Consider the following 433-nt stretch of genomic DNA (forward strand, 5'->3'; position numbering starts at 1 on the left):
GCACCCCCTCCCCGCAGCATCACCACGCCTCAAGGATCCTCCCCCATGTCGGAAATCACCCTCAACGGCCGCGCATTCCGGCTGCAGAAGCTCGATCCCCTCACGCAGCTTGCTATTGGCATCAAGGTGCTGCCCTTGGCGCCTGCCCTCCGGCCGGCCTTCGCGGCCGCCGCCGACATGCGGGCGCGCGTGGCCGCTGCGGAGAAGGCCGCCGCCGAGGGGCGCCAGCCGGACGCGCCGATCGCGGACGCCGAGCTGTCCGACGAGGCCGTGACGATGCTCGCGGCGGCGGCTCAGAAGCTCGGCGACGAAGGCCGGAATTACGTCATCGGCGCATGCCTGCGGGCCGTGCTGATGGAGATCCCCGGCGGCGGCTTCCTGCCGGCGTGGTCGACCCGGGACGAAAAGCCGGACGCCTCGATCGATGTCGTGA

Annotated in this window: 1 protein-coding gene; it reads left to right on the top strand. The window is 71.1% G+C overall.

Annotated elements, in window-relative coordinates; all coding sequences use genetic code 11:
* Positions 1 to 45: 45 nt before the first annotated feature.
* A partial coding sequence (locus tag ACU8YC_RS28305; protein ID WP_446896437.1) for a phage tail assembly chaperone occupies positions 46 to 433 on the top strand: 388 nt, incomplete at its 3' end.

Source organism: Citrobacter sp. VF227, assembly GCF_052950715.1.